Source organism: Clostridium sp. UBA6640 (genome assembly GCF_002455975.1).
Classification (GTDB): Bacteria; Bacillota; Clostridia; order Clostridiales; family Clostridiaceae; genus Clostridium_J.
In genome coordinates, this window is record NZ_DKLM01000115.1 from 1 (window position 1) to 13,675 (window position 13,675).

Genomic DNA, 13,675 nt, shown 5'->3' on the forward strand with positions numbered 1-13,675 from the left:
TACTATTATTATATGTAGCTTTACCTGTAATCCCTTCTACAATTGCATTAGCTATTTTTTCTGCATTATATTTAGCCATATCTTTTTTACTATCACAAAAACAACATTCTATTAACATTGCTTTAGCCTTTGTATTTCTTATTACATATAAATTGCTGCCATCTTTAATTCCTCTATTGGCATAACCAAGTCCTACTAAATTATTTAATATTCTAGTAGCTTCTTGCAATTGTTCAGCACCCCATGTAAATACTTCAGTTCCATATGCCTGTCCATTGAAACAATTAAAGTGTATACTGATAAATAAACCCACGTTATTGTTATTAGCTTGATTTACTCTATAAGCTAAACTTTCACCTAAGTTATTACAAGTATCTATCGTGCAATTTATAACAGTATGACCTAATGCTTTTAATTTACTTATAACTCTATTCCCTACTTCCCTTGTTAATACAGATTCTGCTTTAATCCCCACTGCTCCGTAGTCAGCACCACTGAGTGTATGACCACAATCTATAGCAATTTTCAAGTTCATCACATCCTAATTAATTTTATTTTTTATATCTTGAAAGTCTTTTTTTACATCTTCAATCACATTTAATTTTGTTGCTAAATCTTGTATAATAGATTGGTTTTTATCTATAGTAGCATTTAATCTATTCTCTCTTTCTTGTGTAATTTTGAGGACATAAATTAATAAGAATACAAACAATGCGTATCCTAACCCTTGGCTAATTGCTACTTTTATAATTTCTTGTTCCATATTATCACCTCTTATTTTGGTTTACTTTAATAATAAATACATAATTATGATTATGTAATCTAATTATGTATTTATTATTAAAAACAGATAAAATAAAAGAACCTAGATATTAATTAATCTAGATTCTTTTTTATAAACTAAATATATTTAAAATTGTAATCTACTAACTCCCATCCTTGTCCTAAATCTCTTGGATGTCTTCCTACTCTACCTTTATTATCTCTAAAACACTTAAGTTTATTCTTATATGATTTAATAATAAATTCTACTTCTCTTTTCTTATTAATAAAATTCTCTCTTGTCCATGCTATTATTATATCATCAGCTTTTTCACTAGCTTCTATTATATATTTATTATTTAATGCTTCAAATTCATCTTTTTTATTCTTAAGTTCTTTAGGATCTGTAGACATATAAGAAAACATATTTACTACTATCATGCTTCCATAGTTATTATCTATTAAGTAATTCATTAAGCTAGTTATTGTCTTGTCACTTTTTAGTATATCTGCTTTACTAGGATTAAGCATTATAACTGTAGCTATATTCTTTTCTTTATCCCACGTTCTCTTTAGTAGATATCTATACCTATTCCCTAATTCATCTTCTGCATATTTCTCGCTAGTTTCTATTGTAGCAGTATGCTCTTTAATACTTATACTCATAAAATCCCTCCTAATAATATCTATTAGGATCATTATATAACACCAGCTAAGCCCTATGCTGTTTTGCAATAACTGCTATATTGATTTATCTTATAATATCACTACTATGTTATTAGGAAAATCTTTTATTAGGTGGTTCATATCTATTATTTTTTCTTTGAAAAATCCGATATGCTATAGAAATGTCTTTACTTTCATAAAAATAGGCAAAATAAAAAGAGCTACGGCTAGCTTGCAGTAAGACCATTGCTCTTAATTCTATTTTAATTATAGTGACATTTAGATTATTTTTTTATTGGCTTAAGTGTAATTGTGATGATAAGTCCTGGAGTATCCCCGTAAACCAAAGCTCCTGTTGTTTCATTATTTTCAGAGGTCACCCCTTTCCATGAAGAATTTCCATTATCGTCATTGAAGGTTGCTCTAGATATTTTTCCACTAGGTATTTCTTTTTTTAATAACTTTTCTAATTCATCTACATTAATCGTATTTTCTGAGTCTATAAGTACACATATTTCGCTCAATTTATTATTCATAAATCCATATTTTATTGTACAAGGATAATTAGAAATTTTATATTCTGATTCAAATGACTCCAAATTATTGGGTTTACTTATTATTTTACCCTCACTATCGCTATAAGCCATCTTTGAATAATTACTTTCTTCTAATTTAATTTTCAAGTTTTTCTCCACTTTACCAATAACTTTTTCAATTGGTTCTCCCCATTCTATTGATTTTAGTAAAATACCATTATATTTAAATGAAACGAAATATATTATAGATGCAATCACTACTATTGATACTCCGCTTATCAAACCTAGTTTTTTTGAAAGCTTAAAAGGTATATTCTTTCTTTCATTAGTTAGATTAGATTTGATACTTGCTCCACACTTATTACAGAATGAACTGCCTTTTGGTAGATTTGTGTTACATTTCTCACATCTCATTAAAATACACACTCCCCTCCAATAACTAAATATTAGATGTCAATGTATAAAATCCTTTATTTAAAGTAATTCTTTTTCTTCTTTATTTATAATATATTGTTGTACTTCTAATAGTTCTTGTTTTAATAAAGTTATTTCATCTTCTTTATTCTCAGGCTTTTCTTCAATTTCTTCAGCTTCATCAAGGAAAAAGTATTCATAAAGAAAAGTTTTATCTTCTTCATTGTAAAACAAGTCCCAAATCATACCTTTGTTGGGTGGATATGCTTTTGGAATATCTTCAATTAATATACCTGTTTTTCTCAATTCTTCTTCGCTTTTATGTCTTCCATGTTCTTCATCAAACGGTTCAGCATGCATAAGTGTTACTAGTTTATTTCTATTTTTATCACATTCAATATAAAACATAATATAATTTCCTCCATTATTCTGTTATTTGTAAATAGTTTACAAGTTCATAAAAAGTTTCACTAGAGCTATATCCTCCTCCCCAATCCATAATGTATCTCTTTCTGAATTATAAAAATATTACTTACCTGGAAAAAGATATTCTGCGCGTGCATATTCTTTAATTAAATTAAAATTAGAATAATAATAATATCTAAGGTTAGCATCGTAAAGTGCTTCAGCTGAGACTATTATATTAGATTCTTTTGTAACTGCGAATTTTTGTAAGCGTTTGAAATTAAAACTCTTGCTAATAATTGTTCCACCGTTTTCTGCATTTATTTTTCTTAGATAAGTAGTTTCAGTTGTGTATTGGGCAACAAAGATATATTTTTTATCTTGTGAAAAATACATTCGAGGATACGTATCGAATGAGTTATAGCTTGTCCATTTCCACAAAACAGTCCCTTCTTTGTCAACCTTCCATACCTCATTATTATTTAAACAATATATAAATACTCCATCAAAAATTAAACATCTTAAAGCTTTTACACTCAAGGATGGTTTAGTAGGGTTATATCCCATATTTCTGTTTTAGTAGTAAAATCAACGCAGCATAATTTATCACCAGCATCTAATAATACTACAACTTTATAGTCTCCTATATGTCTAAATCCTCTAACACCTGAATGTGAGCTAATTGAAAATTTATCGATTAATAATTCTCCTGTTTGATTATTTAATACACAGTAATTCGTTACACTATTCGCCATTGAACTTGATCCTGTTACAAAAATCTTATCATTATTAAGTGATATGCAATTATAACCATCAAGTGTTGATCCTAAATCACGTCTCTAAATATAATTTCCTGTTAATAGATTGACTTTGTATATTTCCCTTCGTGTAAAGAAATAAGCTGTATTTTTATCGCATTCTACTCCATTAAACATATTGTTATTTAAATCATCATGGAAATTAATTCCTTTTCCTAACATCACCAAAAATCACCATTTTCAAAATTATAAAATGGGATTTTATCTAGTCTTCGATATTGACCAGAACCTAATCCATGGCTTACTAATATATCATTTACATTCATTCCATCACCACCTTTTTAACTTATTACAAATTTTTTTTGTTTTATATCCTGTTCTGCATCATAAGTCAGTATACAAATAACTGTCTTATCAACAGTTGTACCATTTTCTTTATATATCTTCCATATCATTGTTCTATAATTCCCATTAGCATCTGGGTTAGTTAAATTTGACCTCATATAGAGTGTTCCATCTTTACGTTTCCATTGTCTTTCTGTCCATATCCTACGTGTATCTTTAACTATTCCGAAGTCATCATAATAACCCATTTTAGTCATTATTTCAGCCATTTGTGACTCAAGTGCTTCTATCCCATTTTCTATATTATTCATACTTTCAGCTTTAACCGGTGTCCCTGGTTCTATAATCTGCCCTTCTTCCGGAATAAGTGTTACTGTCCCATCTGCATTTTCTTGCTGTCTAAATGTCTTAGGTCTTTCTACTATCCTATTCTTCCAATATGTTTTTACATAAGCCACTAAATTGCCTCCTCCTATTAATGCTAAAATAAAAATGTACTAAGTTGCTAATATTTTTATGTACAACATTGCCTAAATTCTTTACCGTATTATTGGGTGATGAATATGATTCTAAAGATGAAAATTAATACTGAAATAGAAATAAACTCAATAAAAGATTTAGGCAAATTAAAAATATTAGTGGAGGTTAACAACTTGGGAAAACCGAATTTCAGTGAACTAGGAAGAAAACTAGGCGTTGATAGAAGAACAGTGAAGAAATATTAATAGATAATGCATCAACAATGATGGATCAGGCAAGAACCGAAGGTTCCGATGGAAAAATTAACAATAAATTTAAGCAATTAGCCGATGATTTTGGATTTAAAATAGTTCCTTGTATTAGAGCAAGACCTAATACTAAAGCAAAAGTGGAAAATCCAATGAGAATAATAGATGAAATAATGAATTACAATGGTATTGTGGAAAATTTACAGGAGCTACATGAAAAGATGAGTATTATAACAAATGAAGCTAATTCAAGGATATGTCAAGCTACAGGCTTACCGCCTATATTAGTTTTTAACAAAGAAAAAGAACATCTCCTAGCACTACCACATGATAAAGTATGTTCTTTTTACAAAAATATTACCACATCAGTAAAGGTGAATACAAATGCTCTCTTTAAGTATAAACAGAACATGTACTCTGTCCCACCTGAACTTATCGGTAAAACAATTGCTATAGAAGTTACTGAAAATAACCTCTATGTGTATTATAACAAAAATTTAGTTACAATACACAACATTTCTAACAAAAAAGTTAATTATCATAATGATCATCATGTTGATTTATTGGGTATAACATTTAGAGGCCAAGATAAAGAAACGGTGTTAGAATATGCAAATAAACATTTTAAAGAATTGGAGAAATTTAATGAGCAACTATCAGAAGTTATGTGAAAATTTAAGAGATTTAAAACTAACACAAATAAGTTTAAAATTAGATGAATATATAACAAGAGTAAATAAGGGAACATAAGCATCGTAGATGCGCTCTACGAGCTTACATCAAAGGAAATAGGGGTAAAAGCTGGATTTCCACACTTGAAGGAAATGAAAGACTTTGACTTCGACTTTCAACCTAAAATAAATAAAAAACAGTTTTTAGATTTTGAGAGTTTAAGATTTTTAGAAAGTAATATAATTTTAATTGGAAATAGTGGAGTGGGGAAAACTCACCTAGCCACTTCAATTGGTATTGCTGCTGCAAAGAAAAGAATAAGCACATATTTTATAAAATGTCAGGATTTGATTGATCAGCTGAAAAAAGCATATTTAGAAAATAAACTTGAAAGCAGAATAAAACATTTTAGTAAGTATAGGTTGTTGATAATTGATGAGATAGGTTATTTGCCAATCGGTGAGCAAGAAGCTAAAATGTTTTTTCAATTAATAGATAAACGATATGAGAAAAAAAGCACAATAATCACTAGTAACATACATTTATCAGATTGGAGCCAGATATTTGTGGATAATATGCTAGCTAGCGCTATTCTTGATAGACTTGTTCACCATTCCAGTATTGTAAATATATTAGGTAATTCTTATAGAACAGCCTCTGCTCTTTCTAAGATATCTAATAAGGCCAACTAGCAAAACTGTACATAAGAATATTGGCACAATTGTACAAAAAAATATTGACATTAATAATACTCTTGGCGGTATTATTAAAACTGCCCGTCTTAAAGCCAAATTGACTCGTGAACAATTAGCCGAAAAGGTTAATATTACACCACGCTATCTCATATCCATTGAAAATGAAAAGAAAAAACCGAGTTACGATGTCCTTTTCAAAATCATCCGTGAGTTAGCCATTGTGCCGGACTTAATCTTCTATCCCGACAAGCCCTGCAAGGATACCGAGATAGAAGACCTTATCCGTATGCTCTACAATTGCGATGAACGCTCCATACAGGTTGTCCGTGCAACTGTTAAAGCCTTATTGGGTATATATGAGTAAAAACAAAAGAGCCGATAGTCTGTGAGTATACTCACAAATTATCGGCTCTGCGTCTTAGCGTCCGGCTCTTTAATAATTGAGGTATTTAATTTTCTGACATTTACTAAACTTTCCTGCTTGCATTTAGGGCAATATAAAGGGAAATTCTTTAGTTCCGTATCTTCTCGTATCTTGTCACGAGTTTTGCCACCACAAACAGGACATAATATCCATTCTGTGTTATCCATGTATTTTCACCTTTCATATATAGGCAAAAGGTTTCTGTAACGTTTTTCTGCAAACCATCATATTTCAAATTGTATACGGACGATCACGCAGGTCATCCGTATACATTGCTTTTCTTCATAAACTTGATACGGTCAATGAATTAAACTAAGATTGCCGTCTTTCATACCCCACACCTCATCGGCAATAGAAGTTACTTTTTTAGAATGGGTAACGATGATAACGCTTTTTCCTTCGTCATGGGCAAGTGAGGTCAATATCCTCAAAACATCCGCTTCGGTATCGCTATCCAAATTGCCTGTTGGCTCATCGGCAATGAGTACATCGGGGTTATGCGACAATGCCCGTGCAATACCAACACGCTGTTGCTCCCCGCCTGACAGCTTTAACACCTTTCGGTCTGCCGTTTCTCGGTCAATACCGACCTTTTCCAAAAGCGTATATGCCACCGTCTTCTTGTCTTTTTCACGAACGCCACTGATGTTCATTGAGAGCACAATATTTTCGATTGCCGCCATATTTGTGATAAGGTTGAAACTTTGAAAAATAACGCCGATACTTTTTGCCCTGTAAACATCACGGTCAAGTGTTTTAAGGCTTTCGCCGCCATACAATATTTCTCCGTTTGTGCAAACATCAAGTCCCGACACAAGAGATAAAAGGGTAGATTTTCCCGAACCCGACTTGCCGATAATTGTATATACCTTACCTTCTTCAAATGTTGCGTTTACCTTTTTCAAAACAGATTTTTTTGTTCCTTCATATTGATAAGAAACATCTTTTAATGCTAAAACATTCATTATAGTTCCTCCTAATTTCTTTCCATCAATATCTTGATGGGTTCGTATTTTGTGATTTTACTGATTGAAACAACTCCTGCAAAAGAAGCAAGCAATAGAGAAATAAGAATAATTTCTGCCACGGTATCCAGTCCGACATTGACTTTCATCTCATCAAGCGGCTTTGCATCGCTTATAACACCGATATTGCCGCCTGTTCTTCCCATAGTGTTATCTTGTGGAGTGTCGTCTATAGCCGACACCTGACTTTTCAAAAGTGTGTCCGACGCAGGCTGTGAGGCAAGAGTGCCTACTCCTAATCCGATTACAAGGCACATACAAGTAATTATTAGTATTTCAGACCACAATCCCAGTGCAACCTTGCCTTTTTTCATACCCATTGCACGGAGTACACCGATTTCATATTTGCGCTCCCGAATTGAGATTGACGCAAGGAGTAGAAGTATAATCGCACCAAGAGCGATAACAACAATCATAAATGTCAAAGAAATACTTTTAAGCCCCTCAATAGGTTTAACTGCGTTTTCGTAAGATGTAGTATCGGTTATGACATTAAATCTCGCCGGAAGACCCTTTGCCCGTGCCTCTGCCTCAAATTTGGGGAGTAAATCCGCACTTTTGAGGTAATATTTAGCGGTAATTTGTACCCCGACTTCGCTTTCTTTTCGCTGCGACAGTAATGTGCTAATGGTTGTAAGAATGTCATTACGCCTGTTAAGCTCTGACATCTCCGGCATACCAGCGTCTTCATATTCAGGTGTAAGGTCAAGATAAATTCCGACAACAGTAAGCACGTAGTCAACGTCCCGCATTGTGTTATCTTTGGAAAAAGCTGAATGAAAGGTAATAACATCTCCTACTCTAATATTGTTTTTCTCTGCAAGTTCACGACTCACCAAGCACTCATTGTCGGCTTTCGGCATACGGCTCGAGCCATCATCGTCAAGACTGCGGAAACCGTCATTAAAATCTTTCCATTTGTCACCGTATAGCTTGTAATCTCCGCCGCCGTTACCACCGATAGCGACGATAGCGGAGTCTATTTTCGAAAATTTCGTGTGTGCTGTATTGCTGTATTCATTTTCTGCGATTGGGCGTATATCATTGCTGATTGCACCAATCATACCGGATGCAACACTCTCCTGAAGATGTTCGGAATTTGCAAGTTGTAGTGTCAGCTCGGTCGGAATTTGTAGCAGTTTCGACACCGCTCCCATCTGGTCGTCGCCTTTATAATTTTGAAATTCCTCACGAACCTTTTTTGTGTCCGGCGTAATAAAGACTTCAGAGGAAAATCGTGTTTTGTACCCCTCAATCACGGATGCCGCCGTGTTATTGATGGTAAGCGACACCACCGTGGTGAGAATGATGGCGAAGATAATTCCACCAATCATCAAATTTCTGCCCTTATTTCTGCCAAGATTTTTTAATGCGTTTTTTAAAATATACATTTGTATGTATGCTCCTTTAATCTTTATTTGTTTGTCGACATGGCTTAGTATAGCAAATGGATTGTTAGATTTTCGTTAGGAAACAAGCAAAATAAAAAAAGACAGGCAACTTTTTTCGTTGTCTGTCTTTTCGCTCGAATTACTATGTTTATTGCGGAAGCTGTACCTCAAAATTAGTACCTTCTTCACTTGAAACGCTGATTGTTCCGCCGTGCCTTTCTATGATAGCTTTTACAATGGATAAACCAAGTCCTGAGCCTGCAATTTTTCGAGAACGTGAAGCGTCTACACGATAAAAAGCTTCAAATATAAGCGGTAAATGCTCAGACGGTATTCCGTAGCCATCATCAGAAATATCAATTTTTACATTTCCTTTTGTTTCACAAACCGAAATGAAAATGCTACCATTTTCATGATTATATTTATAAGCATTTTCAATTAAATTGTAAAATGCTCGATAAAGAAGTGCGGAGTTTCCGTGAAGTTTTTCGTTATTGCAGTCAATTTCGTAAGTGATACCAAGGTTGTCGTATACCGGTGCTAATTCACTGAATATTGCTTCAAACATTACACTTAAATAAACTTCTTCCTTTATTTCATCGGTGTCTTCTACGGCAGAAGCAAGGAGCAACAAATCATTTACCACCCCAGTTAATCTGTCAACACTTGTTTCGGTCATATGGGCATTTTCTCTATATTCTTCTAATGTAGTGTTTTCATCTAATGATAACACTTGTATTCCGGCTTTCATCGTTGCAAGCGGTGTTTTGAGTTCATGTGCGGCACTTGCTGAAAAGCGTTTTTGCCGCTTGAATGCCTCGTCTAAACGGTCAATGGCATGATTAAAACTTTTCGTTAAACTGCTTACTTCGTCGTTTGATATGCCTTCAGGCAATCGCTGTGACAGATTGTGTTCATCGATTTTTGAAACTTGTTTGCTCAAACTTCTGACAGGTTTTAGAGCTTTTCCAGAAACAAAATGAACAACGCCAGTCCCAACAGCAGTAAGTATAAGGCAAAATAATATACTTGTCACATCAAATCGCTGTTTTGCCTGTTGAGGGGTAGTTTTGCCGAATCTATCTCCGGCTTCTACATCGTCTTTTGATAAATCATCCTCAATTAAACCATCTTCGAATATGTCATCTTTTGTTATAGCAATCGAATTATCGCCAAGACGGATTATGGAAAAGGCTTCTTCCAATAATGGGATTAAATTTCTTTGTGCGTTCAACATAGAAAACGCCGTCAACGCCACAGAGCAGGCGATAAGCACAAGGGCAGTAAGCAATGTGACCCTCCATTGCAAAGACAATTTTATAAACCGTTTCATACATCGCCCTCCTCAATGATATAGCCCTGACCTCGAACAGTTTTTACTATTTCTTTATCACAGCAATCGGACAATTTCTTTTTTAGCGTGTGAATGTGGTAACGCACCGTGTTTGAAAAGGAATCAAATTCCGAGTCCCAAATATGTTCGATAAGCTGCTCCGCACTGATTACTTTGTTTTTGTTCATCAAGAGATACTCAAATATGCTATATTCCTTGCGTGTTAGGCTAAGTAGCTCATCACCATAACATACTTTTTTTGCGTTCGTATCCATAGTAAAACACCCATGCGTTATTACAGCGGCAGTTCCCGAAAAACTACGACGCAATAAATTTCGGATTCTTGCTTCAAGCTCTCCAAAATTGAATGGTTTGATAAGATAATCATTTGCTCCCTCGTCTAAGCCGAGAATCCGTTCACCGACTTTTGTTCTTGCGGATAATATCAAAACCTTTGTATCAACATCCTTTTTTCGGATTTTACGCAACACATCTATTCCGTCTATTTTAGGGATATTTAAGTCTAAAATGATAAGGTCATATTCGTAAATTTCATAATAATTCAAGGCTTCTTCGCCGTCAGAAACTGTATCTACTGCATATCCCAATTTGCGAAGTCCTTTCGCTATGATAGCGGAAAGCATTTCTTCATCTTCTACAAGCAATATTTTCACTATGGACACCTCCTCCTTGTATTTTTAAATCATTATATCAAAAGAAATGTTAGGTTTTCGTTAGGTTTTGTTTTTTCGACGTTTGTCCGATGGCTTTTCTGCAATCCTTTGGAATAACCCATGACCTGCCAAAACGAACAACACCATCAATACGATTTTCCTCCTTTTTACAATTATCTTTCCATATCCATTCTGACTCATTATGATGTTCACCTTTTTGTAATTCTGCTGCCTTCACAATATATCCTTCCATATCACATATAAAAAAATCTACTTCACAACCCTTTAAATATTTATACTCTTCTTCGCTTAGCAATTGTTTAATACATTCCAGGTTAATTAATTTATTCATTTTATAATTAGGTAACACAATCCTACCATCATTCTTATTTCTAGATATAATATTTCTAGAAATTTCTGCTCCAGATTTAAAGGCACTCTTAATAATTTTATTTTTAATTAATAATTCATTAGAACTATTAATTATTTCTTTCTCTGTATAACAAGTATTCATTACAAAATCTATAATAAAAAATTTATCTTCTAATTCAATGTTTAGTTTTTTACAATATCCTAACTTTTCATAGCTAATATACACATCTCCAATTCGGAAAGAAAGTTCACCCTTATATATTCTATAAAAATCATTAAAAGATGCACTTTCTAAATAAGTATATAATTGATTTGAATATTTAATCTTATCGTCAATATTAAGATTTTTATTATTATTTCAAAATGTAAAAAATTATTAATCACTATTTCAGTTAAGATATCATTAATTTGATTTTTATTTATTTTGTGTCTTGTATGATATATGATTCTATGCTCCAAAAATTTTCGTAAGGCACTATTTTTTCTCTGATATTTGGAATCTCTAGTTTCTATATTTTTAATTACATTTAAAACTTCATTTATTGTTTTTGGATTAAATGATAATACTTCATTTTCATCTTTAGTTAATGTACTTGAGTGCAGTCTAAAATCATCTTCCATTTGTTTATCAGATGGAACAATAATATCTCCTAACTTAAAATATTTGTCAATAAATTTACATTTTATTTCATTTATTAAATTTTTTAAATTATTTTTCATGAAATAATATAATTTTTCTTTAATATACATACAATTTTTACAACAACACTTTAATAAAATGCCGTATTTATAATTATAACTTTCCCTTTCTTCTTTATGGCTACAAGTAAAACATTCATATTCCATGCAAGTTAAATCATAATCATGTATATAAATAACTCCATCTCCATTACATTTACTACATGCCACTTTATATTCTGCTGGTATTATATATTCCTCTTTTGCACTTTTAACTCCTAATAACTTTTTCAAGTTTTGTATGTTAGCTTTTTCATTACTGTTCTCATTTTTATATTTCCAATATATATAACTTAAAATTTTCTTATTTATATCATTATCTAAATAATCAAATATAGGAGTTATCTCTTTAGCTTTTTTAGAATTTAAAATAGGAATCATTTCAACAATCTCTTTAGCTATTAACTTATTACTACTAAAGAATTCCCTTTCAAGTTTATCTATATGATCTATTATAATATCATTTAAATATTTTTTATCATAATTATATTTAAACCCATAATGTATTATATTCAGATTTTCAATTTTTTCGTTTATATCTAACAAATCTTTATAGCTCTCTAAATCTTTTAGGTTAACACTCAAACGTTCCAATTAAAAGTGCCTCCTCATAATTTTATTTTTATCTTCATTTTAGCCAAATAATAATCATTTATTCGTTTTAACCCATATTTTTTATTATTGATTTAAGCTGATTTTCTTCTATAAATCTCTGCTATTTCTTTGTGTTTCTACCCTATCCAAATAATTTGGATTGGAAATGTTTAATTCTTTTTGACTTTTGGGTCAACGAAATTATTTCCATCACCAATATACAAATCTGATTGAGTTTTTTGGTGAGTAAGATTATCTGACTGACCAATTGTTTTTTGAGTTAAGGACTTTGAATAATTCAAACTCCTCTGATTGTAAAATAGCATTGGAACAACTCAGATATGATTTTCTAGTGTTCCAGAGCAGGACAGTATCTTGTCCCCAATTTTTTTCTCATAAGACATCTAATTTAATTTAGAAGAACGTGGAGAACTCATAGACACGTTAGTTAATTTTATATTTTAGCATGTTCCCATTTTAGGAATGTGATGGCCCAATTCAAGACGACATCCTTTTTATCATCTTCATCTATATGTGTTGCTATTGGATTCTTCCACCGTAGTCCCAAATTTGGATTTCAGCTTTATCGTCTTTATCAATATCTTTTCNNCTTTTCATACAAACCAAGGGGTCGGTATTTCACCTACACCTTTATCATCCTTACCAACAAACTAGGGATGTCCATTTTATTCACCCTCTTACCAATTAAATCAGTGTCGAAGGTTCGACCCCAAAAGTTCTTACAATCGTGGGAAACTAGGATGCAATGCTGTACCCTAAATAAAAAATGAAATATTTTTAGAACATTGCACATTAGTGCAATGCGGTTATAGTCTTAACTGTATGAACGGTAAGAGATTTTAAATCTGCGTTGCTGTTTGTGGTAACAGAGAATGACTACAATTTAGATATATTAAGTTTTATTTTGTTCTCGATTTCATCTAGAGCGGATTTTAGGTAGCTATCCCACCACGGGGCAGCGAATTTTTATCTAAAATAAACTCAGTTACTCCCTATCACCTATATTAAGTATAATTAATTCTTCTTTTTTATTTCTTTGTGTTACCGTTTTGTCTTATCTCTTCTTACTAGCTTGTCCGCTCTTATACGACATTATTTTTTTCTCAATTGAGGATAGCTTAT

20 protein-coding genes are annotated in these 13,675 nt (G+C 32.2%); 4 read left to right on the forward strand and 16 right to left on the reverse strand.

The window, feature by feature from the left end; genetic code table 11:
• The 9 genes from B2W91_RS12465 to B2W91_RS12505 all read right to left on the reverse strand — a co-directional run.
• Positions 1-529, reverse strand: a 529-nt coding sequence (locus B2W91_RS12465) for an N-acetylmuramoyl-L-alanine amidase (protein WP_291581401.1), incomplete at its 3' end; no start/stop codon positions are given.
• A gap of 12 nt (positions 530-541) precedes the next feature.
• A complete protein-coding gene (locus B2W91_RS12470; protein ID WP_291581402.1) occupies positions 542-763 on the reverse strand; it encodes a BhlA/UviB family holin-like peptide in 222 nt (73 codons plus the stop codon).
• 137 nt (positions 764-900) lie between these two features.
• Positions 901-1,428 (reverse strand): DUF1643 domain-containing protein, encoded by a 528-nt coding sequence (locus tag B2W91_RS12475; RefSeq protein WP_291581404.1) that lies wholly within the window; start codon positions 1,426-1,428, stop codon positions 901-903.
• Between the two features lie 284 nt (positions 1,429-1,712).
• Positions 1,713-2,378: a zinc ribbon domain-containing protein gene (locus B2W91_RS12480; RefSeq protein ID WP_291581406.1), complete on the reverse strand. Its 666-nt coding sequence runs from the start codon at positions 2,376-2,378 to the stop codon at positions 1,713-1,715.
• A gap of 60 nt (positions 2,379-2,438) precedes the next feature.
• On the reverse strand, positions 2,439-2,786 hold the full coding sequence (locus B2W91_RS12485; RefSeq protein WP_291581407.1) for a hypothetical protein: 348 nt from the start codon (positions 2,784-2,786) through the stop codon (positions 2,439-2,441).
• A 120-nt stretch (positions 2,787-2,906) separates the two neighbouring features.
• Positions 2,907-3,224, reverse strand: coding sequence for a hypothetical protein (locus tag B2W91_RS12490; protein WP_291581408.1), 318 nt, complete (start codon positions 3,222-3,224; stop codon positions 2,907-2,909).
• 95 nt (positions 3,225-3,319) lie between these two features.
• A complete protein-coding gene (locus tag B2W91_RS12495) occupies positions 3,320-3,538 on the reverse strand; it encodes a hypothetical protein (protein ID WP_291581409.1) in 219 nt (72 codons plus the stop codon).
• Between the two features lie 84 nt (positions 3,539-3,622).
• Positions 3,623-3,766, reverse strand: a complete 144-nt coding sequence (locus B2W91_RS12500; RefSeq protein ID WP_291581410.1) for a hypothetical protein — start codon at positions 3,764-3,766, stop codon at positions 3,623-3,625.
• A gap of 116 nt (positions 3,767-3,882) precedes the next feature.
• Positions 3,883-4,344, reverse strand: coding sequence for a hypothetical protein (locus B2W91_RS12505; protein WP_291581411.1), 462 nt, complete (start codon positions 4,342-4,344; stop codon positions 3,883-3,885).
• Positions 4,345-4,449: 105 nt separating this feature from the next.
• Between B2W91_RS12505 and B2W91_RS12510 the strand changes: the two genes are divergently transcribed.
• The 4 genes from B2W91_RS12510 to B2W91_RS12525 all read left to right on the forward strand — a co-directional run bounded on the left by B2W91_RS12510 (position 4,450) and on the right by B2W91_RS12525 (position 6,345).
• Positions 4,450-4,611 carry a hypothetical protein gene (locus B2W91_RS12510; protein WP_291581412.1) on the forward strand — a complete coding sequence of 54 codons (162 nt, stop codon included), beginning with the start codon at positions 4,450-4,452 and terminating at the stop codon, positions 4,609-4,611.
• Between the two features lie 20 nt (positions 4,612-4,631).
• A complete protein-coding gene (locus B2W91_RS12515) occupies positions 4,632-5,285 on the forward strand; it encodes a Mu transposase domain-containing protein (RefSeq protein WP_291581414.1) in 654 nt (217 codons plus the stop codon).
• Positions 5,286-5,438: 153 nt separating this feature from the next.
• The gene (gene istB, locus B2W91_RS12520; RefSeq protein WP_291581427.1) at positions 5,439-5,978 is read left to right on the forward strand and encodes an IS21-like element helper ATPase IstB; all 540 of its coding nucleotides are present in this window, start codon (positions 5,439-5,441) and stop codon (positions 5,976-5,978) included.
• A gap of 73 nt (positions 5,979-6,051) precedes the next feature.
• Entirely contained in the window at positions 6,052-6,345 is a 294-nt protein-coding gene (locus B2W91_RS12525; RefSeq protein WP_291581429.1) for a helix-turn-helix transcriptional regulator, read from the forward strand.
• 38 nt (positions 6,346-6,383) lie between these two features.
• On the opposite strand, the gene B2W91_RS12530 is transcribed toward B2W91_RS12525, so the two are convergent.
• The 7 genes from B2W91_RS12530 to B2W91_RS12560 form a co-directional block, all read right to left on the reverse strand.
• On the reverse strand, positions 6,384-6,572 hold the full coding sequence (locus tag B2W91_RS12530; RefSeq protein ID WP_291581416.1) for a cysteine-rich KTR domain-containing protein: 189 nt from the start codon (positions 6,570-6,572) through the stop codon (positions 6,384-6,386).
• Positions 6,573-6,704: 132 nt separating this feature from the next.
• Complete coding sequence (locus B2W91_RS12535; protein WP_291581418.1) at positions 6,705-7,370, reverse strand: ABC transporter ATP-binding protein; 666 nt, start codon at positions 7,368-7,370, stop codon at positions 6,705-6,707.
• Positions 7,371-7,381: 11 nt separating this feature from the next.
• Positions 7,382-8,821 carry an ABC transporter permease gene (locus B2W91_RS12540; RefSeq protein WP_291581419.1) on the reverse strand — a complete coding sequence of 480 codons (1,440 nt, stop codon included), beginning with the start codon at positions 8,819-8,821 and terminating at the stop codon, positions 7,382-7,384.
• 148 nt (positions 8,822-8,969) lie between these two features.
• On the reverse strand, positions 8,970-10,154 hold the full coding sequence (locus B2W91_RS12545) for a sensor histidine kinase (protein ID WP_291581420.1): 1,185 nt from the start codon (positions 10,152-10,154) through the stop codon (positions 8,970-8,972).
• Positions 10,151-10,828 carry a response regulator transcription factor gene (locus tag B2W91_RS12550; protein ID WP_291581421.1) on the reverse strand — a complete coding sequence of 226 codons (678 nt, stop codon included), beginning with the start codon at positions 10,826-10,828 and terminating at the stop codon, positions 10,151-10,153. Before B2W91_RS12550 ends, B2W91_RS12545 begins: the two co-directional genes overlap by 4 nt.
• A gap of 49 nt (positions 10,829-10,877) precedes the next feature.
• Entirely contained in the window at positions 10,878-11,426 is a 549-nt protein-coding gene (locus tag B2W91_RS12555) for a hypothetical protein (protein WP_291581423.1), read from the reverse strand.
• A 65-nt stretch (positions 11,427-11,491) separates the two neighbouring features.
• Complete coding sequence (locus B2W91_RS12560; protein WP_291581425.1) at positions 11,492-12,532, reverse strand: hypothetical protein; 1,041 nt, start codon at positions 12,530-12,532, stop codon at positions 11,492-11,494.
• Positions 12,533-13,675 lie beyond the last annotated feature (1,143 nt).

What these genes read in the sequence shown, in the direction of transcription:
- B2W91_RS12470 (WP_291581402.1), bottom strand. Translation starts at nt 763, where the DNA reads ATGGAACAAGAAATTATAAAAGTAGCAATTAGCCAAGGGTTAGGATAC.
- B2W91_RS12475 (WP_291581404.1), bottom strand. Translation starts at nt 1,428, where the DNA reads ATGAGTATAAGTATTAAAGAGCATACTGCTACAATAGAAACTAGCGAG.
- B2W91_RS12480 (WP_291581406.1), bottom strand. Translation starts at nt 2,378, where the DNA reads ATGAGATGTGAGAAATGTAACACAAATCTACCAAAAGGCAGTTCATTC.
- B2W91_RS12485 (WP_291581407.1), bottom strand. Translation starts at nt 2,786, where the DNA reads ATGTTTTATATTGAATGTGATAAAAATAGAAATAAACTAGTAACACTT.
- B2W91_RS12495 (WP_291581409.1), bottom strand. Translation starts at nt 3,538, where the DNA reads ATGGCGAATAGTGTAACGAATTACTGTGTATTAAATAATCAAACAGGA.
- B2W91_RS12510 (WP_291581412.1), top strand. Translation starts at nt 4,450, where the DNA reads ATGATTCTAAAGATGAAAATTAATACTGAAATAGAAATAAACTCAATA.
- B2W91_RS12515 (WP_291581414.1), top strand. Translation starts at nt 4,632, where the DNA reads ATGGATCAGGCAAGAACCGAAGGTTCCGATGGAAAAATTAACAATAAA.
- istB (WP_291581427.1), top strand. Translation starts at nt 5,439, where the DNA reads ATGAAAGACTTTGACTTCGACTTTCAACCTAAAATAAATAAAAAACAG.
- B2W91_RS12530 (WP_291581416.1), bottom strand. Translation starts at nt 6,572, where the DNA reads ATGGATAACACAGAATGGATATTATGTCCTGTTTGTGGTGGCAAAACT.
- B2W91_RS12535 (WP_291581418.1), bottom strand. Translation starts at nt 7,370, where the DNA reads ATGAATGTTTTAGCATTAAAAGATGTTTCTTATCAATATGAAGGAACA.
- B2W91_RS12540 (WP_291581419.1), bottom strand. Translation starts at nt 8,821, where the DNA reads ATGTATATTTTAAAAAACGCATTAAAAAATCTTGGCAGAAATAAGGGC.
- B2W91_RS12545 (WP_291581420.1), bottom strand. Translation starts at nt 10,154, where the DNA reads ATGAAACGGTTTATAAAATTGTCTTTGCAATGGAGGGTCACATTGCTT.